The sequence below is a fragment of the Micromonospora echinofusca genome, from assembly GCF_017614955.1.
Taxonomy (GTDB): domain Bacteria; phylum Actinomycetota; class Actinomycetes; order Mycobacteriales; family Micromonosporaceae; genus Micromonospora; species Micromonospora echinofusca_A.
The window spans coordinates 1-26,160 of record NZ_WVUH01000058.1 but is presented as its reverse complement, the minus strand read 5'-3'; the positions used below and the strand labels follow the sequence as shown (position 1 = coordinate 26,160).

The 26,160-nt window shown below is 73.8% G+C and carries 11 protein-coding genes; 4 read left to right on the top strand and 7 right to left on the bottom strand.

Translation table 11 applies throughout. The features are described 5' to 3' along the window. The 4 genes from GSF22_RS09595 to GSF22_RS09580 form a co-directional block, all read left to right on the top strand. On the top strand, positions 1 to 282 hold a 282-nt coding region (locus tag GSF22_RS09595), incomplete at its 5' end, for a LacI family DNA-binding transcriptional regulator (RefSeq protein ID WP_208813019.1). Between the two features lie 34 nt (positions 283 to 316). After that, positions 317 to 1,060 carry a YqjF family protein gene (locus tag GSF22_RS09590; RefSeq protein ID WP_208813017.1) on the top strand — a complete coding sequence of 248 codons (744 nt, stop codon included), beginning with the start codon at positions 317 to 319 and terminating at the stop codon, positions 1,058 to 1,060. A gap of 147 nt (positions 1,061 to 1,207) precedes the next feature. Continuing rightward, on the top strand, positions 1,208 to 2,266 hold the full coding sequence (locus tag GSF22_RS09585) for an FAD-dependent oxidoreductase (protein ID WP_208813015.1): 1,059 nt from the start codon (positions 1,208 to 1,210) through the stop codon (positions 2,264 to 2,266). Between the two features lie 230 nt (positions 2,267 to 2,496). After that, complete coding sequence (locus GSF22_RS09580) at positions 2,497 to 3,921, top strand: hypothetical protein (protein WP_208813013.1); 1,425 nt, start codon at positions 2,497 to 2,499, stop codon at positions 3,919 to 3,921. A 79-nt stretch (positions 3,922 to 4,000) separates the two neighbouring features. Here the strand turns inward: GSF22_RS09580 and GSF22_RS09575 are convergent, their stop codons facing one another. The 7 genes from GSF22_RS09575 to GSF22_RS09545 form a co-directional block, all read right to left on the bottom strand. Continuing rightward, positions 4,001 to 4,876 carry a TauD/TfdA dioxygenase family protein gene (locus tag GSF22_RS09575; RefSeq protein WP_208813010.1) on the bottom strand — a complete coding sequence of 292 codons (876 nt, stop codon included), beginning with the start codon at positions 4,874 to 4,876 and terminating at the stop codon, positions 4,001 to 4,003. Positions 4,877 to 4,900: 24 nt separating this feature from the next. Next, the gene (locus GSF22_RS09570; protein ID WP_208813008.1) at positions 4,901 to 5,524 is read right to left on the bottom strand and encodes a hypothetical protein; all 624 of its coding nucleotides are present in this window, start codon (positions 5,522 to 5,524) and stop codon (positions 4,901 to 4,903) included. A 34-nt stretch (positions 5,525 to 5,558) separates the two neighbouring features. Next, the gene (locus tag GSF22_RS09565) at positions 5,559 to 6,650 is read right to left on the bottom strand and encodes a GSCFA domain-containing protein (protein ID WP_208813006.1); all 1,092 of its coding nucleotides are present in this window, start codon (positions 6,648 to 6,650) and stop codon (positions 5,559 to 5,561) included. Further along, entirely contained in the window at positions 6,647 to 7,402 is a 756-nt protein-coding gene (locus GSF22_RS09560) for a thioesterase II family protein (protein ID WP_208813004.1), read from the bottom strand. Before GSF22_RS09560 ends, GSF22_RS09565 begins: the two co-directional genes overlap by 4 nt. Continuing rightward, positions 7,399 to 16,743: a non-ribosomal peptide synthetase gene (locus GSF22_RS09555; RefSeq protein WP_208813002.1), complete on the bottom strand. Its 9,345-nt coding sequence runs from the start codon at positions 16,741 to 16,743 to the stop codon at positions 7,399 to 7,401. The genes GSF22_RS09560 and GSF22_RS09555 overlap by 4 nt, the downstream gene beginning before the upstream one ends. Next, positions 16,743 to 20,825, bottom strand: a complete 4,083-nt coding sequence (locus GSF22_RS35365; protein ID WP_208813000.1) for a non-ribosomal peptide synthetase — start codon at positions 20,823 to 20,825, stop codon at positions 16,743 to 16,745. Before GSF22_RS35365 ends, GSF22_RS09555 begins: the two co-directional genes overlap by 1 nt. Continuing rightward, on the bottom strand, positions 20,822 to 26,160 hold a 5,339-nt coding region (locus GSF22_RS09545), incomplete at its 5' end, for a non-ribosomal peptide synthetase (protein WP_208812999.1). The genes GSF22_RS09545 and GSF22_RS35365, both read right to left, overlap by 4 nt.

The following is a 26,160-nucleotide window of genomic DNA, read 5'->3' as shown; positions in this document are numbered from 1 at the left end:
GCCTCCAGCGACCAGATGGCCCTCGGCGTCTACGAGGCGGTCCGCAAGCGTGGCCTGCGGGTACCCGACGACGTCAGCGTGGTCGGCTTCGACGACCTGCCCGAGGTCCGGTGGTGCTCCCCGCCGCTGACCACGGTCCGTCAGCCACTGGCCGAGATGGGGATGCTGGCCGCGCGTACCGTGCTGCGGCTGGCCCACGGCGAGAAGATCGAAAGCCCACGGGTCGAACTCGCCACCGAGCTCGTCGTCCGGGACAGCGTCGGGCCACCCCGGCACCGGTGACCGCCGTCGGCTGACGTCGGGGGACCATGGGCGGGTGCACATCGAACCGGTCGACCCCGCCCCCGGTCCGACGTTCTCCTGGGCCACCCTGCGCCAGCGCTGGCAGGATCTCACCTTCCTGCACTGGGCGGTCGCCCCGGAGACCGTCGCCCCGCTGCTGCCCGCCGGCACCCGGCCGGACACCCTGGACGGGGTCACCTACGTCGGGCTGATCGGTTTCCGGATGGTCGGACTGGGTCTCGGGCGGGGGCCGGGCGTGCCGTACCTCGGTACCTTCTGGGAGACCAACGTCCGGCTCTACTCGGTCGACGACACCGGCCGCCGGGCTGTGGTGTTCCGCTCCCTCGACGCGTCCCGGCTGGTGCCGGTGCTGGTCGCCCGGCTGACCCTCGGGCTGCCGTACCTGTGGTCGGCGATGCGGGTGGACCGGGTCGGCGACCGGTTCACCTACCGCTGCCGGCGGCGCTGGCCCGGCCCGGCCGGTACGACCAGCCGGATGGTGGTCCGGGTCGGCGCGCCGATCGCCGAACCGACCCCGCTGGACCATTTCGTCACCGCCCGCTGGGGCCTGCACACCCGGGCGTACGGTCGCACCCTGTACCTGCCGAACTGGCATCCCCGCTGGCCCCTGCACCGGGCCGAACTGCTGCACCTGGACGACGGGCTGGTCGCCGCCGCCGGACTGCCGGCGGTGACCGGGGCACCGGTGAGCGTGGTGTACTCGCCCGGCGTGCCGGTCCGGTTCGGCCCACCGGTCGACGTGCGCCGGCCCGGCTGACCGAGCCCACCGGTCGACGTGCGCCGGCCCGGGGCTGACGGCCCGCCCACCGCGCTGAGGTGCTCTTCCGTCGGCCCGATCATGGATGGGAGACTGAACCGTGTTGAGCGACCACATCGGCCGGTGCCCCGTCGGACGGGCGCTGCCGTGAGCACCGACCACTGGGATGTCGTCGTGGTCGGCGGCCGGATCGCCGGGGCCTCCACCGCCTGGGCGCTCGCCCCGTACGCGGAGCGGATCCTCGTCGTGGACGCCTCCCGGGCCACCGCGTTCTGGCCGCAACAGTCCACCTGGGACCGTACCGGCAACCTCGCCTGGGCCGAGCTGGATCTCCTGGACACGGTGCTGGCCTGCGGCGCTCCGCGCACCTACGGCGACACCCAGCGCATCGGCGACGAGGTCGTCGAGCGGGTGTACCCGCTGGAGGACGGGTACTCGTACCGGATGAGCGTGGCCCGGGAGGTGCTGGACCCGGCACTGCTCGCCGCCGCGCAGAGCCGGGGCAACGTCACCGTCTGGCGTCCGGCCCAGGTGCGCGACGTCACGACCGACGCGGGCCGGGTACGCGGGGTGACCGTCCGGCACGCCGGAGTCGACCGGGAGGTCACCTGCGACCTGCTCGTCCTCGCCGACGGCCGGTTGTCCCGCAACGTGCAGCGGGTCGGCGCGACCGCGTACCAGGTGATCGAGTCACCCTGGTTCGCGCTACTCGCCTACTACGAGAACCTGCCCCTGCCGACCGACCGGTCGTACTTCTCGTTGCAGGACCGCAGCGTGCTCATCTGCACCCCGTGCGGCGACAAGCAGTGGTGTATCGCCCTCGACCTGCACCAGAGCCTGATCGACGCCACCGGCCGGCACCCGGCGCGGTCGTACGACCGGATGGTGCGTGACGACCCGCACCTGGGCCCGGCCGTGGCCGCCGGCCGGCGTACCACCACGGTCGGCGGTGCCGGCCGGATGCGGATGCTGCGCCGGCCGATGAGCGGGCCGGGTTGGTGCCTGGTCGGCGACGCCGGTTACCACCTGGACCCGGTGACCGCGCAGGGGACCCGGGCCGCCCTGGTCACCGCCCGGATCCTGCGCGACCGGATCGCCGCCGCCGGCCGGATCGCGGGCGCCGACCTCACCGGTCTGACCGCCGAGCGGGACGCCGCCCTGGCGGAGGACTGGGCGTACACCGCGCAGATCGTGGCGCCGGGCTAGGGCCGACAGCCGGCACTGCGGCAGGGGCGGCATATGCATCGAAGGATGGCGATCTTCTGGAGGTGCGTGTGATAGTGGGGCGCCATCCGCCCGACTCGGGCCCACGACCGGCCCGTCGCCGGGCGGTCCCGGGAAGTCCCAGAGGAGGAAGCGTGCGGTTCAGCGCACCGGACCTGTCCGGTCAATGTCCTGATGGATCCCCGCGAACGTGGTGGCGGACGCTGGCCCGAGTGCTGGCGCTCGTGCTGGTCGTCCTCGGGACCCTGCCGGTGACCGGGAACCGGGCGGCCCACGCCACCGTACCCCTGCTCACGACGGCGCAACGGCAGGCCTACCTGAACTACTACGCGCCGGTGATCTTCAAGCGGGCCAACGAGGACAACGGTCAGGACGGCCGCGACTGGCTGACGAACTACGACTTCGACCAGGACCGCAACTTCGCGACGAACCGGTACCACTGGCTGGAGAGCGAGCACTACGTTGCCGCGTCGGCGGCGAACGCGACGACCAGCCCGTACGCCGCGTGGCGGATCCGCCCGACGCTCTACACCTCGCTGGTCGAGTACGCGAGCGGCACCACCAAGTCGCTGGTGCTGCTCTACCACGTGTACAACGCGGCGGACAAGGAAGGCGCCGCCATCCACGACTGGGAGCGGATCGAGCTCGTCGTGCGCAACGTCACCGGCACCCCGGGGGCGACCGGTGAGTACGTGAACAACTCGACCATCACCCACCACCACGAGCACATCATCCGCAAGCGCGGTGACTCCGGATTCAACTTCATGAACACCGCCACCGGCCGGCACCTGATGGTCTGGCAGGCCGACGAGGCCGGCAGCGTCCTGGCCACGCACGCACACGAACTGCGGTACGTCAACGACACCTACAGCTCGCTCGTCAGCCAACCCGTCACCGACAACGCCGAGGTGGAGATCAGCGGCAAGGACGAGAACAAGAACGTGCACTACGTCTTCGTCCCGCAGGCGTCGTCGGCCACGGTCACCGCCTGGGGCGCGAAGCCGCTGACCTTCGCCAATGCCTCGACGCTGATCGGCGGGCACGACAACGAGCACACCGTCGACTGGTACCAGGCCAAGCGGATCACGTACGAGCTGCAGGACATCGCGGACATCATTCCGACCCACTGGGCGGGCAACCCGGCCTGGTCCACGCACTGGCTGTCGTCCGCGTCGGACGACGTCGAGTTGGAGTCGCCGGTGGTCGACGAGACCGGTGCGGTGGAGGTGGGCGCCGGGCGTCAGCGCTTCTACAGCAAGTCCCGCGACAACGGTGCATCGGACCTGACCGACGACCGTGAAGGGATCATCCACAAGGACTGGCTCTACGGCGTGTACTCCGCCGAGGCGGACGAGGACATCGAGGGCTCGTCCGACCACTTCCCGGCGTTCGAGGGGACCGGCACCGACAGTTACGGCTGGACCCGGCAGATGGCCAGTGGACGCCACGACTCGCCCGACGCGTACTGGTGGCAGCACGACCTCTTCGTCCACGACGGGACGGTCGACACCGCCAGCAGCAGGGAGAACGGCGAGTGGCTGCGCGGTGCCTGGTACACCGCCGCCAACGGCGGGTTCGACGGGCGATGGGTGCAGCTCTTCGACGACCGTCCAGGGCTCGAGCCGAGCATCCCCTGACACGTCGCCGCACCGGACCGCCGCCCGGACCGACGGCGGCCCGGTGCGGGTGTGGGACGGACCGGTCCGGGACCGGCGGCTACGCGACCGGTCGGCTGCCGTTGATGGTGACCCGCTGCCCGTACCGGGAGTGCGGGTAGTAGTCCCACACCGCGTGGTGCTGGGTGCAGCGGTTGTCCCAGAACACCAGCGTGTTCGGCGTCCAGCGGACCCGGCAGCTCAGGATGGGCTGGTTGGCGACCAGGTGGAACAGCATGTCCAGCAGGGCCCGGCTCTCGTGCCGGGACAGCTGCACGATGTGCGAGGTGAAACCGGCGTTGACGAAGAGCAGCTTACGGCCGGTTTCCGGGTGGCGTACCACCACCGGATGCTCGCTCTTCGGGATCACGTACTCCGGTGGCGGGGTGTAACCCTGCCACGGGATCAGTCCGTCGTGGATCGCGGTCAGGCCGTCGAGGAAGCTCCGCATCGACGGGGACAGCATCTCGTAGGCCAGGTGCATGTTGGCCCACAGGGTGTCCCCGCCGGAGCCGATCTCCGGGGTGCGGGTGACGTAGAGCATCGAGCCCAGGGACGGCTCGGCGTCCGCCGTACCGTCGCAGTGCCAGTCCTCCCCGGCGACGAACCGTGACTCCCGGTTGGCGCTGATCTCCAGGATGGCCGGGTCCCCGCCGTCCAGGTCGGCGAGGGGTTGCAGGCGTAGTTCGCCGAAGTAGCCGGCGAACCGCTTGTGGTCGGTGGCGGAGAGCACCTGGTCGCGGAAGACCAGCACGTGGTGGGTGAGGAAGGCGCGCCGGATCTCGGCGAGCTGCCGGTCGTCCAGTTCGGTGGACAGGTCGAGGCCGGTGATCTCCGCACCGATGACCGGGGACAGCGGCCGGGCCTCGAACGTGTCGTACTTCTCCGGCGGACGGGTGGTCAACCGTTCGACGGCGGCCAGTACGTGCTCTTCCATCTCGTTCCTTTCGGCGGTGGTGGTTCACAGTCCCCGGGCCAGCAGGTCGGCCAGGATCAGCCGGCCGAAGGCGAGGTTGCCGTGGATCGGGTCGTTCGGCTCGCACAGCGCGGCGCGTTGCCGGCCCGTCCCGTCGGTGGCCCGGGCGCGCAGGTCGACGACCTCGACACCGAGGTCGTCGAGGGCGCGCCGGACGGTCTCCTGGGCCGCCAGGAAGACCGCCCCGTCGGACATGCCCGGTACCCGTTGCGGCGGCAGCACCGCGAGGACCCGCAGGCCCAGGTCGAGGCTGTGGCGGTAGAACGCCAGCGCGTCCCGGGCCATGGCGCGGACGATGTCGTCGAAGAGCCGGCTGGCCAGGAAACCCGGCAGGAAGTCGCCGTCGCCGGCCCGGTAGATCCGCCAGTTCTCGGTGACGGCGAAGAAGTGCACGCTGAGACCGAAGGTGCACACCAGCGGGATCCGGAGCCCGGCGAGGTCGTCCACCGCCAACTCGGCCAGGAAACCCCGGTACCGGCCGTCCGCCTCGGCGTCACGGAACGTGAGGCCGTCCGGGCCCACGTCGAAGAAGTCGGCGTTGAAGTCCCGGCCCGAGCCGATCGGACCGCCGACGAACGGTACCCCGGCCGCCTTCGCCGCCCGGCCCACCGGCCCGGCGTGCGAGTCGCCCAGCAGCAGGAACCTAGCCGGCGCGGTAGTAGTCGAGGACGGCGTCGTCACAGAGCAGGTCACCTCCGTCGCGGGTACCCGCCGGTGCGGTCGCGCTGCCGGCGGCGGAACGGTCGGTCGGTGCCCCGGCGGCAGCGGACGCCGGCAGCCCGGCCGGCCGGCCGTCGAGGGCGGCGAAGAAGTGCCGCATCACGTACGCGACCCCCTCGGGGGTCACGGTGCGCAGGTTCGGCGCGAAGAAGACCCCCCGGGACGGCACCCCGGTGATCAGCTCGTACGAGGGGAAGTAGTCGACGTGTGCGTGTTCCTGGGCCAGCTGACCCGCCGCGGCCCGCAGCACCGACTTCGAGTAGGTGGTGGCGGCGAGCGCGTGTTCCCCGGTGGCGGTCGCGGTGAGCGGTACCGGGGACACGGTCAGCAGCACGGTCAACCCCGGGTTGACGGCGCGGAGCAGCGCGACGGCGGCGGAGAGGTCGGCGTGCACCTCGGCGACGGTGGCGTTGCGGAAGACGTGCCGGTCGGGGTCGAAGGTGCCGCGTACCGTGCCCGGACAGACCGGGAACACGGTGCCGGTGGCCCGGTCCCACCACGCCTCGGTCAGGCCGAGGGTGAAGATCAGGCAGCCCGCCCCGGCGATGCCGTCCCGGATCGCGGCCAGGGTGACCGCCCGCGCGGCCATCGTCGCCTCGACCGAGTCGTGACCGTCGGGTTCGACCGCCGGGCGGTACGGGTCGAACCACCGGCCGTCGGTGTGCCACACCTCGTCGGGGGCGTCGACCCCGTCCAACGCCCAGGTCAGCCACTGCCGCAGCCCGGCGGCGGTGTAGATGTTGCCGGTCCGGAACGAGAACGTGCCGTAGTGGCGGGCGGCGCGTTCCGCCCCGGTCAGCCCCGGTGGCGGCAGTTCGACCTCGTGCCAGTTCCACCCGTGGTCGAGCAGCGCCGGACCGAGGTGCCGGGCGAAGCAGGAGCCGGCGGTGAGGACCGAGGCGTCGGGGTCGAGGGGGAACGCGGGCGTCCACAGGTCACCGAGGGTCGACAGGTCCGCCCCGGCCACGGCGGACCGCCAGAACGACCGGGCCGGCAACGACCGGTACGGGTTCACCGGGTCACCGGGGGATCGGTGGCCAGCCCGGCCGCCAGCAGCGCGGTGATGGTGGCCTGGTGGGGGAAGAGGAAGAAGTGGTCGCCGGGGAAGACGTGCCGCTGCACCGGTCGGCTGCTCTCCTGCGACCAGCCGGCCACCCGGGCGGGCTCCACGTGCGGGTCCCGGTCGGCGAGCAGGACGTGGACGGGCAGGTCCAGGGGCGCCCCCGGCCGGTAGGTGTAGCACTCGTCCAGCGCGAAGTCGGCCCGCAGGCCGGGCAGCAGCAGGGCCATCATCTCCGGGTCGTCCAGCAGTTCGGTGGGGGTACCGCCGTAGTCGCGCAGCGCCTCGATCAGCTCCGCGTCGGGCAGGTCGTGCAGCACCTGCCGGACCGACCGGGTACGCGGCCCCTCCGCCCCGGCGACCCAGAGGCCGCGCGGGCCGGGCCGGCCGTCGCGGTGCAGGGCACGCGCCACCTCGAAGGCCACGAGCGCGCCGAGGCTGTGCCCGAAGAGGGCGTACGGTCGGTCCGTGTACCCGGCCATCGCCCCGGTCAGCTCGCCGACCAACTCGTCCAGGTCGGACAGGGGCGGCTCGAACAGCCGGGCGCCCCGACCGGGTAGCTGGGCCACCCACAGCTCGACGTCGGGGCCGAGCAGCGCCTGCCAGGGCAGGAACGCGGCGGCGTTACCGCCCGCGAACGGGAAACAGAACAGCCGTACCGGGGCCGCCGACTCCGACGCCCGGCAGAACCACAGGGGATCGCTCACAGGTGTGCCTCTTCGTTGATGGTCGCGGCCACCGTCCGGGCGTGTTCCGGGCGGACGATGCCGTAGTGCGTGGTGTCGACCAGGTGCCAGGCCACCGGTCCGGGCAGGTGTGCCTGCCACCGTCGGGCCTGCTGCTGCGGCGTACCGAGTGCCGGCAGGCCGGCGGTCGGGCGGCCCGCCAGCCACAGCCGGGTGGGCGTACCGGCCAGCCGGGGCAGGGTGTGCGGCACCATGCTGGCCAGGTTCGCCCGGCAGCAGCGGGCGAGCGCCTCCGCGTACGCCCGGGCCGCCGGTCCCGCCCCGGTCGCCGCCCCCAGTTCGTGCGCGAAGAGCACGTCGAGCCGTTCGTCGTCGTACGCCTGGAAGACCGGCCCGGCACCCGGTGGCGGCGGGTCGAGCAGGTAGAGCCCGTCCACCGGTCGGCCGGTCTGCTCGGCACGCGCTGCCATGGTCAGCGCCACCCAGGCGCCGAAGGACCACCCGGCGAGCCGCCAGCGCCACTCCGGTGGCGGGAAACGGTCCCGCAGCGCGGCGTGGTACCGCTCGGCCCGCTCCGCCAGTGACCAGGCCGGCTGCCCGGGCTGCGCCAGCGCCGGGTCGGCGACGAGACAGACGGTCAGCGCGGGGTCGAGAGCCGACACCAGGGACCGGTACGCCCCGATGTCCCCGCCGACCGGGTGGACCAGGCAGAGCACGGACCGGCCGGTGCCCGGTTGCCAGATCTCCAGCGGCACGGTCGGTGTCGTGGCACCGGTGTGCCGGCCGGGGCCCGTCACCCGGGCCGGTCCACCGAGCAGGGTGAGTACCTCGGTCAGGCTCACCCGGTGGCTGAGCTGGCCGAGGCCGAGGTCGACCCCGAAGCGTTCCCGCACCTCGTCGATCAGGTTCAGCAGGAGCAGGGAATCGGCGCCCAGGTCGTAGAGGGAGGCGTCCGGGTCGAGCCGGTCGAGGTCCAACCAGTGGCACAGCCATTCGGTGAGCTGGTCGGCGGCCGGGGCCGCCACCACGGTGGACGGTCCGGCGTCCGCCACCCCGGGCACCGACGTCGCCGGTGCCGACGCCCCGGCGGGTGACGGGACCGGCCCGCCGGGCGGTGGCGCGTAGAACTCCCGGGCCCGGCCCGGCCCGGTGGTGCAGACCAGCAGGTGCGGCAGGCGCAGCCGCAGGGCCTGCGCGAAGAGTCGTCGTCCCTCGGCCACGGACAGGCCGACGGCCAGGTGGGCCCGGTGCCGGGCGTCGGTGGGCAGGGCGGCCAGGGCGAGACCGGCCTCCCGCCAGACGTCCCAGTCGACGACGATCCGCAGCGTGGTCCCGACCGCGCCCGCGTCCCGTGCCGTGGGTCCGTCGGGGTCCGGGTGGCGCGCCGTGGTCCTGTCCGGGGCCGGACGGTACCGGGCGAAGCTGTCCAGCAGGCCGTTGGTGGCCGCGTAGTCGAGCTGGCCGACCCCGCCGAGCTGCGCCGACATGGACGAGCAGTAGACCACGAACGCCGGCCGGTGGTGCTCGACCAGCCGCTCCACGAGCAGGGCACCGCCCGTCCGACCCGCCGTGGCCCGGCGCGCCGCCGCCGCGTCCCGCCGGGTGGCCAACCCGCCGGCCGCGACCCCGGCGGTGTGCACGATCCCATCGATCCGTGCGGCGTACCCGTCGAGCCGGGCCACCAGGGCGTCGGGGTCGCCGTCGGCCAGGTCCGCCTCGACGACGTCGACCCGGTCGGCCCACCGGGCCAGTTCGGCCGGCAGCCGTCCCCGCCGCGCCAGCAGGACCACCCGGCAGTCGTGCTGCTCCAACAGCCAGGACGCGATGCTCCGCCCGATACCGCCGGTGCCGCCGAGGACCAGGTACACGGCCGGTCCGGTCGGTGCCGCCGGAGTCACCGGTGGCGTCGGCGGGTCCGGCACGGCCGGCGGGCGTACCGGCAGCAGGGCCTGCTCCCACCAGTAGCCGTGCCGCAGGGCGAGCCGTCGGGGTGGCACCGGCTCCGCCAGCAGCGCCGACACCGCCGCCGCCCAGTCCACCGGATCGCGGCCCGGCAGGTCCAGCCAGTGGCTGTCGACGGCGGTCTCCTGGGGTGTCACCTCGCAGACCCCGGCCAGCAGGCCCAACTCGGGTCGGTCCACCGCACCGTCCACCGGTTGGGCGTCGTACGACAGCCACCAGGTCCGCAACCGGACCGGACCGGGCCGGTCGGCCACCGCCGTCAGCAGGGCCGCCGGTGCGTCGACGCAGGCCCGGTAGGCGTCCGCCACGGTGTCCGCCCCGACCGGCCCGGCGACGGCCAGGGGCAGGGCGTGCAGCCAGTCGACGTCCCCGTGCCCGCTGTCGGTCAGCGCGTCGAGCAGCCGGCCCAGCGAGCCGGGGTCCGCCGGGTCCACCTGGTAGCGGTCCGGCCCGACCGGGGCGAACCGGTCGGCGGCGGTCACGGTGACCACCCGGTCGTGGGTCGCGGCGAAGGCACGCACCACGTTTGGGGGGAGCGGGTCGGCCGCCAGCACCACCAGCGTCGCCGGCCGGGGGGAGCCGACCACCGCGCCGGCATGGCGCCACCGTACCCAGTGCGGCTGGTACAGCCACTCGGCCTCGGGCAGCCGGGCCGGCCACCGCCGGTCGTCCGACGCGACCACACCGGCCGTCCCGGCGGCGGGCGCCGTTGTCGGGGCCGGGGGCGTGGCCCGGACGAAGTCGTAGTCGGCCAGCGTGAAGGCCGGTGGGGGGAGGTCCCAGGGCGGCTGCGCCGACCCGGCCGGCCACCGGAGGGTCCGCCCGGCCAGCCAGGCGGCGACCAGCTCCGCCGGTACCGTCGCGGCGTACCCAGCCGACGGTTGCTGCCCGCCGGTGACGTCGACCGGGGTCGGCCCCACCGGGGTGACCTCGACCGGGGTCACGGTGCGCAGCCAGGCCACGGCGGCGTCCGCGTCGGCGCACACGGCGGCGGCCCGCCAACGGCCCGGCGGCCGGCCGGCCTGGAGATGGCGTACCACCTGCCGGTAGGCGCCCGGCCGGACCGTCAGGTAGTCGGCGATCCGCTCGGCGTCGGCGCGCAACCCGGCCGCGCTGCTGCTCGCCAACAGCACCACGGGTACGTCGGGCAGCGCCGACCGCGCCGACCCGGTGGCCGCCGGTCCGGTACCGGAGTCGAGGACCAGGTGCGCGTTGGTACCCCCGATGCCGAAGCTGCTCACCGCCGCCACCCTCGGCTGCCCGACCGGCCAGGGCCGGGCCTTCGTCGGGACGTAGAACGGCGTCGGGTCGTCGCCGAGCCGTGGGTTGAGCCGCCGGAAGTCGACGGTCGGCGGGATCAGCCCATGGTGGACGGCGAGGACGGCACGAACCAGTCCGACCACCCCGGCCGCCGCGCCGAGGTGCCCGAGCTGGCTCTTCACCGAGGTCAGCGCGCAGCGGGCGGACTCGGTCAGGTCGTACGCCTGACGCAGCGCGGCGACCTCGACCGGATCACCCAACTCGGTACCGGTGCCGTGTGCCTCGACGTAACCCAGGTCGGCGCTGGTGTGCCCGCTGCGGGCCAACGCCGCCCGGATCACCTCGCGCTGGCCCGCGATCGACGGCGCGGTGTACCCGAGCTTGTCGGCGCCGTCGTTGTTGACGGCCGAACCGGTGATCACCGCGTACACGGTGTCACCGTCGCGCCGGGCCAGCCGCAGCGGCTTCAGCACCACCACACCCACCCCGCTGGCACCGATCGTGCCGTTGGCGTCGTCGCTGAACGACCGGCAGTGCCCGTCCGGGGAGAAGATGTGCTGCGGCCGGTACCGGTAGCCGTCGCGCAGCAGCGGGTCCACCAGTACGCCGCCGACCAGCATGACGTCGCTCTCGCCGCCGCGCAGCAGACCGGCGGCGACGTGCACCGCGACCAGCGAACTCGAACAGGCCGACTGCACGGTGAACGCCGGTCCGGTCAGCCCCAGGTGGTACGCCACCTTCGTGGCGAGGAAGTCCTTGTCGTGGTGCAGCGCCAACTGGAAGGCGTCCGGCAGCCGGGCCGGGTCGCCCTCGCGCAGCATCGCCTGGAAGTAGGTGTTCTCCCCACAACTGGCGAGCAGGCCCACCCGCTGGCCGGCGGGGTCGGCGATGCCGGCGTGCGCCAACGCCTCCACACAGCTCATCAGCAGGTGACGCTGCTGCGGGTCCATCAGCCGCGCGTCGGAACGACTGATGCCGAAGTGCTCCGGATCGAAGGCGAGCAGCCCGGCCAGTTGGCTGCGCGCACCGACCAGGCCGTCGGCGGCGTCGAAGTGCTCGACGCCCCGCTCGCCGGCCTCCACCATGGCCCAGAAGGTGGCCAGGTCGGTCGCGCCGGGCAGCCGCACGGCCATCCCCACCACGGCCACCGGGTCGTCCGCCGGGTCGGGCCCGGTCCGCTGCGCGGTCGTCGACTGCTGGCCGGGTGCCGGCTGCTGCCCGGGTACCGGCGACCGGGTCTCCAGGAAACGGGCCAGGCGGCGGATGGTGACGTGCTCGAAGAGGTCGGGCACGGTCAGCGGCAGGCCCTCGGCGGTACAGCGCAGGTGGAAGCGCATCAGGCCGAGGCTGCCCGCGCCGCTGTCGAAGAAGCGTTGCTCGGGTCCGACGGGTACCCCGACGACCTCCTCGAAGAGCCCGGCCAGTCGTGCCTCCAGCGGGGACAGCGCGGGTGCCGGTCCGGTCGGGTGCGGACGTGCCTCGCCACCCGGCGCGGTCAACGCCCGACGCCGGTCCAGTTTTCCGCTCGCGGTACGGGGCAGCTCCGCCAGCCACCGGAAACGGTCCACCCGGACATGGCCGGGCAGGAGTCGGGCGAGGTGCCCGACCAGTTCCGCCGGGGCCGGGGGCGGATCGGTCCGGGACTCAAGACAGGCGACCAGGTGCCCGTCGTCGAGGACCACCACGGCGTTGACGACCGCCGGGTGACGCAGCAGTGCCACCTCGACCTGGCCCAGCTCCAGCCGGTGCCCGCTGACCTTGACCTGCTGGTCGTCGCGGCCCAGGTAGTGCAGCAGACCGTCGTGGTCGAACCGGGCCCGGTCGCCGCTGCGGAAGAACCAGCCGAGGCCGGGCAGCTCCACGAAGCGGACCCGGTTGTGCGCCGGGTCGCCGAGATAGCAGGGCGTGACCAGGTCGCCGCCGATCAGCAGCTGCCCCGGGCAGTCCGGCGGCACCACCTCGTCGGCGTCGTCGACGACCCGCAGCAGCATGTTGGCGATCGGGTGGCCGATCGCCGGGCGGGCCGGCCAGGTGGCCGGGTCACCGTCGAGGCACAGGCTGCTGACCACGTGGGTCTCGGTCGGGCCGTAGTGGTTGAACAGTCGCGCCCCGGGCAGCCCGGCGATCCAGCGGCGGATGCTGTCGGTGCAGATCAGCTGCTCCCCGGCGGTCACCACCTCCCGCAGCCGCGCCGGGTACCGGCCGAGCCGGACGCCGTGCTCGGCGAGCAGTTGCAGGGCGACGTACGGCATGAAGATCCGCTCGATGCCGGCGGTGTCGAGGTGGTCCAGCAGCGCCGGCATGTCCTGCCGCCAGCCGGGTCGGGGCAGGTGCAGGGTGCCGCCGCCGCAGAGCGTGCCGAAGACCTCCTGGAAGGACACGTCGAAGGAGAGCATCGAGAACTGGAGGGTGTCCGCCCGGCCGGCGAGACCGCCGGCCCGTTCCTGCCACTGGAGCAGGTTGCACAGCAGGGCGTCGCCGACCCGGACGCCCTTGGGTGTGCCGGTGGAGCCGGAGGTGAACAGCGTGTACAGCGGGCGGCCGTCGTCGATCGCGTCGAGGGCGGCCCCGGTGCCGGGGGAGAACAGTACGCAGAGCGGGTCGATCTGCGCCAGGATCTGGCGCAGCAGTGCCGGCGGGTAGGCCCGGTCGAGCGGCACGATGGTGAGGTTGAGCCGGGCCAGCGCCAGCAGCGCCACCACGTGCTCGACCGACGGTTCGACGTACAGGGCGACGATCCGGTCGACCTCCGACCCGACACCGGCCGGCTCCGGCCAGCGCTGGGCCAGTTCGGCGGCGAGCGCCCCGGCGTACCCGTCGAGTTGGGCGTAGCTGAGCCGGCGCTCCCCGGTCACCAGCGCGGTCGCGTCGGGTCGGGCGTGCACCTGCCGGGCGAAGCCCTCGGCGACGGTGGTGAAGGTCAACGGCGCGGGCGTACCCCGGCCCGGTTGCGGCAGGCCACTGCGGTAGGGGCGGACCAGGTCCGCCAGGGTGACCGTGCCGCCGTCGGCCAGCGCGTCCAGGCCCTGCCGGAACAGGTCGGCCAGCGCGGTGACCTGACCCGCGTCGAAGTGGTCGTCGGCGTACTCCCACAGGCAGTCGAAACCGGCCTCGTGCGCGACGACCGACAGGGTGAGCGGGCACTTCGCCTCGGTCGGTGCCAACCACACCGGGCGGGACCCGCAGCCGGGCAGGGCCAGCGTGCTGAAGTCGGTGTTGTCGAGGACGAAGAGGAAGTCGAACAGGGCGGCGTCGGCGCCGAAGTCGTGGTCGGCGACGACGTCGGCGAGCGCCACGTCCTGGGCGTCCAGTACCGCGCGCAGCGCGGTGGCCTGCCGCAGCAGTTGGGTACGCAGGTCCTCGCGGGGGGCCGACGCCAGGGGCAGCAGCACGGTGTTGGCGAACATTCCGACGCTGGCCGCGAAGTCGCGCACCGGCCGGTTCGCCACCGGACTGGCGACCCGGGGACGGGTGCGCCCGGTGACGCCGTACACGGCCCAGCCGAAGACGGCCAGCAGCAGCGGGAAACGGGTCAGGCCCAGCTCGGCGCCGAGCCGGTCCAGCGCACTGCGGCGTTCCGGGTCGAGCGTCGTCACCAGCAGGTGGTCGCCGGTCACGCCGCGCGGGCGTACCGGCCGCAGCGGTGCCGCGACCTCGTCGACGTCGGCGTAGTGGTCCCGTAGCGCGGCGCGCTGGGCCAGGTAGGCGGGGCGGGTGAACCAGTCGGCCTGCCAGGCGGCGAAGTCGAGCGGAGTCGGCACGCCGGTCGACCCGGTGGTGTCCACCGGCTCGCCGCGTAGCGCCGCCGCGTAGTCGGTCGACAGGGTACGGAACAGCACGTCGAGCGACCAGCCGTCGACCGCGATGTGGTGCAGGTGGAGCAGCAGCACACCGGCACCGTCGGTGGGCAGCCAGTACGCCCGCAGCAGCTGCGGCGCGGCCAGGTCGAACGGTACGGCGACCAGGGCCCGGGCCGTGTCACGCCAGTCCGGGCCGGCCGTACCACCGTCGCCGCCCGGGTCGGGGGCGACCACCGGGCCGGGGCCCGTCCCCGGGTCGGGTTCCGTCCACGGGTCGGGTTCCGTCCACGGGTCGTAGGGTTCGCCGACCACCTGACGCAGCCCGTCCGGCGTGACCCGGAAGGCGGTCCGCAGCGCCGGATGGCGTACCACCGTCAACCGCAGCGCCGTGCGCAGCGCGGCCAGGTCGACCGGGCCGTCCACCTCGAAGGCCAGCCCCACGTGGTACGCGGTGGAGCCCGGTGAGCGTTGCTGGAGCAGCCACAGCCGCTGCTGTTCCGAGGTGGCCGGGGCCGACGACGCACCGGCCGGTGCCGCCGGTACCGGGTACGGCGACCCGGTCGCCTCCCCGGCTGCCCCGCTGGCGCCCCGGGCCGCCCCGATCGCGGCGGCCAGCTCGGCGAGGTCCCCGCCCAGGACGGTCGCCTGCGGTACCTCGGCACCCCAGCGACGCTGGATCTCGAAACGCAACCGCAGCGCCCGCAACGAGTCGCCACCGCTGGCGATCCACCGGTCACCCGGTCGCAGGTCCGGTACGCCGAGCACCTCGCCGGCCAGCGCGAGCACCTCTCGCTGCCAGGCGGTGGCCGGCGGCCCGGTGTCGTCGTCACCCCGCCAGGGCGGGTCCTCGCGGGCCAGCAGCGCGTCGGTGTCCACTTTGCCGTTCGCGTTCAGCGGCAGGGCGTCGACCCGGTGGATCCGGTGTGGACGCAGGTACACCGGCAGGGTCGCGGTCAGGTGCCGGTCGAGGTCGGCGAAGGTCAGCCCGGCTTCGGCCACCAGGTACGCCAGCAGTTCGTTCGTCCCGAGCACCGGGTCACGCCGGGTGCACACGTACGCCTGCCGGACCGCCGGGTGGGTGACGAGCTGCCGTTCCACCTCGCCCGGCTCGACCCGGAAACCCCGGACCTTGACCTGCCGGTCGACCCGGCCGACGTAGCTGAACCGGCCGTCGGCGTCGGCGCGGACCAGGTCACCGGTGCGGTACCAGCGGCCGGCGCCCCCGTCGGACCAGGGCAGCCGGACGAACCGGGCCGCCGTCTCGTCGGGCAGGTTCCGGTACCCCGCCGCCAGTGCCGTACCGCCGAGGTACAGCTCGGCGACCTCGCCCGGCCCGGCCACCCGCCCGCCGTCGACCACCGCGACCGCGTCGGTACCCGGCAGTACCCGACCGATCGGCACCACCTCCGCGTCGAAGTCCCGGGGAATGGGGTGGCACAGGGCGAACGTGGTCGCCTCGGTGGGCCCGTACACGTTGTGCAGCCGGGTCCGGCTGGTGGCGTTGTCGCGGTACCAGCGGCGGATCAGCCGCGCGTTGAGCTGCTCGCCGCCGACCAGCACCTGACCGGCGTCGGCGAAGCAGTCCGGCACCCGGTCCACCACCGCGTTGAACAGCGCCACCGTGATGAACAGCGTGTCGATCCGGGCGGTGCGCAGCGCGGCGGCGAGCAGGTGCGGCGTGGCCACCGTCTCGTCGTCGAGGACCACGCAGCAGCCGCCGGTCAGCAGCGGTACCCAGACCTCGAAGCTCAGCGCGTCGAACGCCGGGTTGGACAGGCAGGCGTAGCGGGCGCCGGCCGGCAGGTCGAGGTAGCCCGGTCGGGCCAGCCGTAGGATGCCCGCGTCGGACACCTGGACGCCCTTCGGTCGGCCGGTGGTGCCCGAGGTGTAGAAGAGGAACCCGACCGGGGCCGGGTCTGCTGCCCCGGGCGGATCGGACGCCTCCTCCCCGGCCGGGTCGAACAGGTCGTCCACCGGCAGCGCCCGGACCCCGCCGGGCAGGTCACCGGGCGCCGGCCGGTCGTGCACCACCGCCACGGCGGCCGAGTCGCGCAGCATGTGGTGCTGCCGGTCGGGCGGGCTCTGCCGGTCCAACGGCACCACGGTCGCGCCGAGCCGCCGGATGCCGAGCATGACGCAGACCAGGTGCCAGGACCGGGGCAGCCGGACGGCGACCGCCTGCCCCGGCCGTACCCCGTGGCCCCGCAACGCCCGGGCGACCGTGGCGCTGGCGGCGGCCAGGTCGGCGTAGCGGAGCCGGCGGTCGCCGTCGACCACCGCGAGCGCGTCGGGGGTACGCCCGACCTGGGCGAGTACCGCCCGGGCGAGATCGGGTGTCATCACGCCCCCCGTGCCGGACCGGCGGCCGGGATCCGGTCCAGTTCGTCGCGGAGCAGGGCGGCGACCCGCAGCACCTCGACACTCTCCAGGATCTCCCAGTGGTCGCAGTGCACCTGCTCCAGCCGGAAGTCGGCGCTCCGCCGTTGCCAGAAGCCGCGTACCTCGCGCAGGAAGGTCTCGTCCCGCCCGGCGGTGGCCTGCAACAGCACCAGCCGGGCCGGCGAGGGCAGGGTCGGGTAGTCCCGCATGGTCGACCGGTTGTGGTTGTAGATGCGGTGGTACTGGTCGATCTGCCGGTCGTCGATGCCCGGGTACATCCCGTTGAACTTGATCAGCTTGTCGCGGAACTCGGTCATGTCCACCGGCTCGATCCCGGCGCGGTGGGCCGGGTCGTCGGTGCCCAGGGTGTCCAGCAGCACCACGCTCAGCCCGGGGTGCCCGGCCAGCGCCAGCCGGCGCCCCATCTCGTACGCGACCAGGCCGCCGTAGGAGAGCCCGGTGAGCACCACCGGCCCGTCGAGCAGGGGCTCGACCTGCCGCAGGTACGCCTCGGCCATCGCCTCGACGGTGGGCAGGAACTCCTCGCCCGGGTTCACCCCCGGCGACTGGACGCCGTACACCCCGAACGACTCCGGCAGCGCCTTGGCCAGCGAGAGGTAGCAGAACGCGGTACCACCGGCCGGGTGCACGCAGATCACCCGGCCGCCGCCGTCGCCCGGCCGGAACTCGATCAGGTTGCTCGGCGGCCGACCCGACGCACCCCGCCGCAGCCGCCCACCGAGCGCCTCGATCGTCGGGTGCAGCATGATCTCGTGGACCGGCAGGGTCTCCCCGAACGCCTCCCCGATCGCGTGGGCCAGTTTGATCGCCGAGATCGAGGTGCCGCCGATGTCGAAGAACCGGTCGGTGATGCCGATGTCCGGGTGCAGCAGCAGCCGCTTCCAGATCTGGTAGAGGGTCAGCTCGATCTGGTCGCGCGGGCTGGCCAGGTTGACCTGCCAGGGCGCGTTCTCCCGGGCCAGCCGCAGCAGCCCGGCCTGGTCGAGCTTGCCGTTGGCGGTCTGCGGCAGGTGCGGCAGCTCCACGAACCGGGTCGGGATCATGTACCCGGGCAGCCGCCGGGACAGCAGCGCACGCCACTCGCTGACCAGCAGCGGTGCCGCCCCGCCCCGGCTGACCCCGGCCACCAGCCTCGGCTCGCCGCCGGTGTCCCGGTCCACCAGGACCGCCGCCTCGTGCACCCCCGGCTGGTCGCGCAGCGCCGCCTCGATCTCGCCCGGCTCGATCCGGAAGCCGTGCAGTTTCACCTGGTTGTCCCGCCGGCCCAGGTACTCGATGTTCCCGTCCGGCAGGTACCGGGCCAGGTCACCGGTGCGGTAGACGCGCTCGCCGGGTACGAACGGGTCCGGCACGAACCGGTCGGCGGTCATCCCCGGCCGGCCCAGGTACCCCCGGGCCAGACCGGCGCCACCGATGACGATCTCCCCGGTCACCCCGACCGGTACCGGTTCGAACCGCTCGTCGAGCAGGTACACGCGGGTGTTGGCCAGCGGCCGGCCGATCGGGCACTGCCGGGCCACCGGCTGCGGATCGAGGTAGGCGGTGCTGTAGACGCAGGTCTCGGTCGGCCCGTACCCGTTGAGGATGCGCAGGCCGGGCAGGACCTCCCGGATCCGGTGCAGGCCCTGCTCCGGCAGGGGTTCCACACCGACCAGCAGGTGCCGCAGCGCCAGCCCGGCCAGCCGGGTCGCCGGATCCTCGTCGACCCACCGGACGAAGGCCGGTGGCAGGTACGCCTGGACCACTCGGTGCGCCCGCCACCAGTCCATCAGCGCGGCGGGGTCGGCGCGCACCCGCTCGGGTACCAGGTGCAGGGCGGCGCCGGTGGTCAGCGGCAGGAAGATCTCCTGCACCGAGACGTCGAAGCCGATGCTCGACCAGAGTGCCGCCGCCCCGCCGTCGGTGCTGCCCAGCCGGTCCACCCAGTGGTCGAGCAGGTTCACCACGCTGCCGTGGGTGACCGCGACGCCCTTGGGTCGACCGGTCGAGCCCGACGTGTAGATGACGTAGGCCAGGCTGCCCGGGTGCGGGGCGACGCCGGGCGGATCGTCCCGCTCTCCCTCGGCCTCGACGGCAGCCAGGGTCACAGCCCGCCGCCCCGCCGCCTCGACCGCCGCCAGATCGTCGTCGTGGAGTACCAGGGCGGGCCGGGCGTCGGCGATCATGCCGGCCAGCCGGTCCGGCGGCAGCGTCGGGTCCAGCGGCAGGTAACCGGCCCCGGCCTTGAGGATGCCCAGGATGGCGACGACCAGCCGCACCGAGCGGCCCGCGTGCAGGCCGACGAGCTGGTCGGGGCGGACACCCCGGGCGATCAGCGCGTGCGCCACCCGGTTGGCCCGCCGGTCCAGCGTGGCGTAGTCGAGCCGCTCGTCCTCGTCGGCCACCGCGATCCGGTCCGGGTGCCGGCGTACCTGCTCCGCGAACCGGTCCACCAGGTTCACCGGCGCGGTCAGCGGTCGGGCGGTGCGGTTCCACTCCACCACCTGCCGTTGCCGTTCGGCCGGGCCGAGCAGCCGCAGGTCACCCACCGGTACCGACGGGTCGGCGGCCACCTGGGCGAGCAGCCGGACGAAGTGGTCGGCCATCCGGGCGACGGTGGCGGCGTCGAACAGGTCGGTGTCGTACTCGAAGGTGACGTGCAGCGTGTCGGCCTCCTCGACCACCTCCACCGACAGGTCGAACTTCGCCGCTCCGGTGCTGCTCGGCAGGGGGCGCAGGGCCAGGTCCGGCAGGTCGAGCCGACCGCGTGGGATGTTCTGGAGCACCAGCATCACCTGGAACAGTGGCGAGTAGCTGGTGTCCCGTTCCGGTTTGAGGGCGTCCACGAGCTGCTCGAACGGTAGGTCCGGGTGGGCGTACGCGTCGAGCAGGTGCCGCCGCACGTCGGCCAGCAGAGCCGCGAAGGACTGCGCCGGGTCCAGCCGGTTACGGATCACCACGGTGTTGATGAAGTGCCCGATCAGGCCCTCGACCTCGCGGTGGTTCCGGTTGGCGAACGGGGTGCCGACACAGACGTCGTCCTGCCCGCTGTACCGCCACAGCAGCACCGACAGGGTGGCCATCACGGTCATGAACAGGGTCGCGTCGCCGGCCCGGCCGACCTCCCGCAGACCCCGCAGCACGTCGGCGTCCACCGGCACGCCGTGGCAGTCGCCCCGGTAGCGCTGCACCGCCGGCCGGGGCCGGTCGGTCGGCAGGGTCAGCAGGGCGGGCGCACCGGCCAGCGTGGTGGTCCAGTAGCCGAGCTGGCGGTCCAGTTCGGCCCCGGCCAGGTGCCGGCGCTGCCAGCAGGCGTAGTCGGCGTACTGGACCGGCAGCTCGGCGAGCGGACTGACCGCACCCCGGGTGTACGCCCCGTAGAGCGTGGTGACCTCGTTGATCAGGATGCCGATGGACCAGCCGTCGGCCACCGTGTGGTGCACGGTGAGCAACCACCGGTGCTCGTCGGCGGCCAACCGGAGCAGGCTGCTGCGCAGCAGCGGCCCGGTGGCCAGGTCGAACGGGGCGCGCGCGTCCGCCCCGGTGGCCTCGTCGGCCCGGCGTCGCCGCTCGGCCACCGGCAGCGCGGTGAGGTCGGTGACCGGCAGCGTGACCGGGCCGGCGGGGCGGACCACCTGGCAGGGTTCGCCGTCGACAGCGGCGAAGACGGTACGCAGCGCCTCGTGCCGGCGGACCACCTCGGTCAGGGCCCGTTCCAGCGCCGGGACGTCCAGGGCGCCCACGATGTCGAACGCGACCGGGTTGTTGTAGAACGGGTTGCCCGGTGACAGCTGGTCGAGGAACCACAGTTGGCGCTGGGCGAACGCCAGCGGCAGCGGTGCGTCCGACGCCGGCCGGCGGGGGATCGTGTCGGCGTCGGCCCCGGTCAGGATCGCGACCAGTTCCTCCTTGTGCCGTTTCACGTCGGCCAGCAGGTCGGGGGTGAGCACGTCCCGGGGCGCCTTCAGCCGTAGCCGGTCCCCGTCGACCTCCAGCCCGACCGCGAGCCGGTTGAGCGCGTCGAGCACCTCGATGGCGTTCACAGCTCGACCACGACCGTCTCGTCCGCGTCGGTGTCCGCGTCGACCTCGGGGTCCGGTCCGGGGCTGCCTTCCGGGTCCGGTCCGGGGCGGCGGCCGCCGACCATCGAGTAGATCAGCCGGTGGGAGCCGTCCAGGTCGAACAGGGCGTCCAGCTCCGTCGCCTCCAGGGAGCCGATCCCGCACAGGCCGAGGCCGTGGTCGGGGGCGGTCATCGTCAACAGTTGCGCCATGGCACCCGCCTCGATGGTGCAGAAGGCCAGACTCTGGTCCTGGTACAGGGGTTCGATCGCCGCGCGCTGGGCCACCAGGAACAGCGCGAACGCGGCGGCCTCGAAGACCGGCCGGTTGACGAAGTAGTCGTAGGCGTCCGGGCTGAGGGTACGGTCGGCGCCGAGCGCCACCAGCCGGTGTGCCACCGGGTCGTGGTAGTAGGCGCCACCGGGCACCCCGGCCACCCGGCCCGGCTTGACGTACAGGTACGTCTGCACCGGGTAGGTGCCGCCGGCCGAGCCGTACTGGAACTTGGGCGCCCCGTCGACCTCCCGCTGGGACAGGCTGGCCAGCAGCAGGCCGAGCGCCTCGGCCGGTACCGGCGCCGCGTCGAACCGGCGCACCGACCGGTACCCGGTGTAGCGCCGGTCGACCGCCGGGCCGGCCGGCGCGGCCAACGCGACCTCGGCGGTACCGGCCGCGAAGACCCGCCGGCCCGCGCCCCGGGCCTTGAAGGCGGCGCGGGCGGCCGGGTCGTCGACCACGGCGGCCGGCGGCGCGTCGGTGTCCGGTGGCGCGGCGGTCTCCCGCCGGGCCGTCGCGGTCCGCTGCGCGGTGGCGACGACGGCCCGCTGCGCGGCGTGTTCGCGGTACATGCCGAGCAGGTCGGCGAGGGTCGGTTGGCGCATCAACCGGGCCAGCTTCGGCCGGAACCCCAGCTCACCGGCGAGCGCGTTGGCGATCCGCACGATGTCGATCGAGGTGGCGCCGAGCAGCAGCAGGTTGGCGTCCGGCGCGACGACCGCCAGGCCGAGGATGTCCGTGACGATCTCCACCACCCGGTTCTCGGTCGGGTCGTCGAGGACCAGCGCCTCGACCGCGACCGGGGCGGACGCCTTCGGTTCGGGCAGTTGACCCCGGTCGACCTTCCCGTTGGCCGACAGCGGCAGCGCGTCGAGGACGGTGAACGACGCCGGCACCATGTACGCGGGCAGCCGCCGTTCCAGGTGCGCGACCAGGTCGGCCACGTCGGGCGTACCACCCTCCGGCACCACGTACCCGGCCAGCCGCTTCTCGCCCTGCGCCGGCCCGATCAGCCGCAGCGCGGCGGCGCGTACCGCCGGGTGGCTCTCCAACGCCGCCTCGATCTCGCCCAGCTCGATCCGGTACCCGTTCACCTTGACCTGGCCGTCCTCGCGGCCGAGGAATTCGATCGTCCCGTCCGGCCGCAGCCGGCCCAGGTCACCGGTGCGGTACAACCGTTCGCCGGTGACCGGGTGCACGACGAAGCTGGCCGCCGTGGCGGCCTCGTCCCGCCAGTAGCCCTGCGCCAGGCCGACGCCGCCGATCCACAGGTCACCGACGGCCCAGGTCGGCCGGGGGCGCAGGGCCCCGTCGAGCACGTGGACCTGCTGGTGGGCCAGCGCCCGGCCGTACGGGATGCTGCGCCAGGTCGGGTCCACCCCGTCGACCGGGAAGTGGATCGACCAGATCGACGCCTCGGTGGCCCCGCCGAGGCTGTGTACCTCCACGTCCGGCAGGGCCGTCCGCAGCCGACCGGGCAGCGGGAGCGGGATCCAGTCGCCGGAGAGCATGACCAGGCGCAGCGACGGCGGCAGCGGGTGCCCGGCGTCGGCGTGGTCGACCAGCAGGCCGGCCAGCGCCGGCACCGAGTTCCAGACGCTGACCCGGTGGGTCCACGCCCGTTCCCGCCAGTGCGCCGGGTCGCGGGCCAGGTCCGGGTCGAGGGTGACCACCGCCGCGCCGGCCGCGAGGGTACCGAAGATGTCGAAGACGGAGAGGTCGAAGCTGAGCGCGGAGACGGCCAGGACCCGGTCGGCCGGACCGACGGCGAACCGTTCGTTGACGTCGAGCAGCGTGTTGACCGCGCCCCGGTGGTCGATCGTCACGCCCTTCGGGGTGCCGGTCGAACCGGACGTGTAGATCACGTACGCGACGTCGGTGTCGACCCGGGTGACCGGGCGCAGTGCCGGGCCGTCCGGGCCGACCGTGGCCGCGTCCACCACCAGGTGCGCGACGTCGTCGGGGACCTCCGTCCGGTCCGGACCCACCAGCACCAGGTCCACCCCGGCCCGCGCCCGCACCCGGGCCACCCGGTCGGCCGGCCAGTCCGGGTCGAGCGGCAGGTAGGCGGCACCGGCGTAGAGCACCGCCAGGGTGGCGACGACCTGTTCCCAGCCCCGGTCCAGCAGGACCGCGACCAGGTCACCGGGGTGTACCCCGCGGTCCTGCAACCGCCCGGCCAGGTGCCGCGCCTCGGCGCGTACCGTCGCGTAGTCCAACTCCCGGTCGGGGGCCAGTACGGCCGGCGCGGTCGGGGTCGCCGACGCCTGCCGGTCGAACAGTTCGTGCAGCAGCGGGCGTACCGGGGGCCGCTGCGCCGGCACCGGCGGCGCGACGGGCCCGTCCAGACCGGTCCGCCAGGCGTCCGGTTCCTCCAGCCGGGCGAGCAGGTCCCGGTACGCGGCGAACATCCCGGCGACCAGGCCGGGCGGGAACAGCTCGTCGATGCTGTCCCAGTTGAAGTGCAGCCGCCCGTCGGCCTCCAGCACCGTGTGGTCGATCCACACCTGCGGGGTCTGGGTGATGCCGTGCACGACCTCCCCGCCCAGCGCCGCCGCGAGGCCACTGTCACCGACCTCGGGCGCCGACTCGGTCAGCGTGCTGTTGAACACCACCGGCATGGCCGCGTGCCGGGTACCCCGGGCGCGGGCGAGTTCCCGGTTCACCCGTACGCCGCTCACCGCCGCGTGGTCGATGTCCTGCCACAGCTGCTCCTGCACCGCGCGGGCCCGGGTGGCGAAGTCCACCCCGGCGGCCACCTCGACCTCCAGCAGCACCAGCGAGGTGAAGTCGCCGACCACCGTGTTGATGCCCGGGTGCAGCGGCAGCCGGTGGAACAGCGGCAGGCTCAGGGTGAACCGGGGCTGTCGGCTCCACCGGGCCAGGACCTGCGCGAACGCGGTCACCAGCAGCACCGACGGGGTGACCCCGTACCGGCCGGCCGCCGCCTTCAGCCGGCTCCAGCGTTCGGCCGGCAGCACCTCGTCGTACCGGGTGAACCGGGGCCGTCCGACGCTCTCCGGCTGGCGGTCCAGCGGAAGCTGCGGCGCCGGGGCGAGGGTGCCGACCCGGTCCCGCCAGTAGCCGAGGGCCCGCGCGTAGCGCGGCGTCCCCCGCAGCTCCCGTTCGGCCAGGACGTAGTCGCGGAAGGTCACCGGCACCGGCGGCAGGTCGGCGTCCGGATCGGCGTAGAGCACCGCCAGTTCGTGTTCGAAGATCTGCGCGCTGGCCGCGTCGACGATCAGCGCGTCGATGCTGACGTGCAGCCGCGCCTCGCCGTCGAGCAGGGTCAGGGCGAACTCGAACAGCGGCCACCGGCTCGCGTCGAGCAGCTGGTGGGACATCCGCTCGCGGGTCTCGCCGAGCCGCCGTTGCACGGTGTCCGGGTCGAGGCCGCGCAGGTCCTGCCGGGCCATCGCGTAGCGCGGCACGGTCGGCAGCACCCGCTGGGTACCGTCGTGGAAGACCGCCCGCAGCATGTCGTGCCGGTCGACCAACCGGTGCAGCGCCCGGGTGAACCGCTCCTCGTCGAAGTCGCGGACCCGCAGCTCGCTGTAGCCGTGCGCGCCGACCCCACCGAGTTCGATGCTGGACTGGCGGCCGACCCAGTAGGCCTCCTGGATGTCGGTGAGCGGGAACGGTTCGTACCGGTTCGCCGGGTCGGGGCGCAGCGCCGGCAGGGCGGTCGTGGCGGGACCGCCGTCGTGGGCCAGCTCGGCCGCCAGGTCGGCCAGGACCGGCTTGCGGAAGAGGGTACGCAGCGACAACCGCGCCGACATCCGCTCGTTGACGGCGTGCACGAGGCGGGTCGCCAGCAGCGAGTGCCCGCCCAGGGCGAAGAAGTTGTCGTACGCGCCGACCCGGTCGCGGCGCAGCACCTCGGCCCAGATGGCGGCCAGCCGGGCCTCCCGCCCGTCGCGGGGCGCCACGTAGCCGGCGGTACCGTCCGGCTGGTCCGGGGCGGGCAGGGCCCGGCGGTCCAGCTTGCCGTTGGCGGTCAACGGCAGCCGGTCCAGCACCATCCAGCGGGTCGGCACCAGGTGCCCGGGCAACCGGCGCCGCAGGTGCTCACCGGCCACCTCGGCGGTGAACGTGCCGGTCAGGTAACCGACCAGGTGCGGGTCGCCGGGGGAGTCCTCGCGCAGCAGCACGGCCGCCTCGCGGACCCCGGGGACGTCCCGCAGCGCGCTCTCCACCTCACCTGGCTCGACCCGGAAGCCGCGTACCTTGACCTGGTCGTCGGCCCGCCCGACGAAGTCGATGGTGCCGTCGGCCCGACGGCGGACCAGGTCACCGCTGCGGTACATCCGCTCACCCGGCCCGCCGTACGGGTCGGGCAGGAACCGCTCGGCGGTCAACGCGGGCCGGTTCAGGTAACCCCGGGCCAGCCCGGCACCGCCGATGTACAGCTCGCCGAGCACACCGTCCGGCACCGGCTCCAGCCGCGCGTCGAGCACGTGCAGCCGGGTGTTGGTGACCGGCCGGCCGATCGGGGGCAGCGCCGGCCAGTGCGCCGTGTCCGTGACGGCCAGCGCGTACTGGCTGACCACGTGGGTCTCGGTCGGGCCGTACTGGTTGTAGAGGTGGCTGCCGCCGAGCCCGACCAGCAGGGCCCGGACGTCGTCGTTGACCCGCAGCGCCTCCCCGGCGGTGACGATCTCGCAGCCGGGGGTGAGCGGGGTGGTGGCCCCGACCAGCCCGGCCAGCTGGTGCAGCACCGCCGCCGGCAGGAACGCCCGCCGTATCCGCTGGTCGGCGATGAACTCCCGCAACCGGCCCAGGTCCCGGCTGCGGTCCTCGTCCATCAGCACCAGCGTGCCGCCCTGGCACAGGGTGCTCCAGATCTCCTGGCAGGACACGTCGAAGCTGATCGAGGCGAACTGGAGTACCCGGTCCGGTACCGGGCTGCTGGGAGCGGCGTACCGGAGCTGCCAGTCGATCAGGTTGTCCAGGCAGCGCCAGGTCTGCGCCACCCCCTTGGGGCGGCCGGTGGAGCCGGAGGTGTAGATGACGTAGGCGAGGTGGTCGGGGTGGGTGTGCG

Bases quoted from the DNA above. Each gene is read 5' to 3' on its own strand.
- GSF22_RS09555 (WP_208813002.1), bottom strand. From the start codon at position 16,743: ATGACACCCGATCTCGCCCGGGCGGTACTCGCCCAGGTCGGGCGTACC.
- GSF22_RS09575 (WP_208813010.1), bottom strand. From the start codon at position 4,876: ATGGAAGAGCACGTACTGGCCGCCGTCGAACGGTTGACCACCCGTCCG.